Source organism: Halorubrum sp. SP9 (assembly GCF_005435015.1).
Lineage (GTDB): Archaea > Halobacteriota > Halobacteria > Halobacteriales > Haloferacaceae > Halorubrum > Halorubrum sodomense.
In genome coordinates this window covers 1-406 of the sequence record NZ_SGXU01000427.1, presented here as the reverse complement: position 1 = coordinate 406, position 406 = coordinate 1, and the positions used below count along the sequence as shown (strand labels likewise).

Genomic DNA, 406 nt, shown 5'->3' with positions numbered 1-406 from the left:
CGGCGACCGCACGATTCTCGACGTGGTCCCGGAGGTCGACGACGTGCTGGCGCGGTGCCGCGACTCGCTACGGCTCCACCAGAGCGAGTGCGGCATCGGCGCCGTCACGTACCACGACTTCGAGACCGGGAGCGCGAACGTCTCGCTCCACCGCGCCGAGCGGATACTCACGGCGTTCGAGAGGCGGCGCGAGCGGGCGGACGAAGACCGCGGCGCGCTCGACGCGACGCCGACGTGGGAGACCCTCTCGGAGCTTCGGAGTCGATACCACGTCTCGCAGTCCGAGTTAGCCGAGGGGACGACGCTGTCCCAGCAGCAGGTCTCCCGCGAGTGGGGGGAGAGCGACGAGGTCCGTCGGACGGTGGCCGCGCGACTCCGGGAGGTACTCACCGACGTCGCGGAGACC

The 406-nt window shown here is 71.2% G+C and carries 1 pseudogene; it reads left to right on the top strand.

Annotated elements, in window-relative coordinates:
* A pseudogene (locus EXE45_RS18125) lies at positions 1-406 on the top strand (helix-turn-helix transcriptional regulator); the annotation flags it as partial.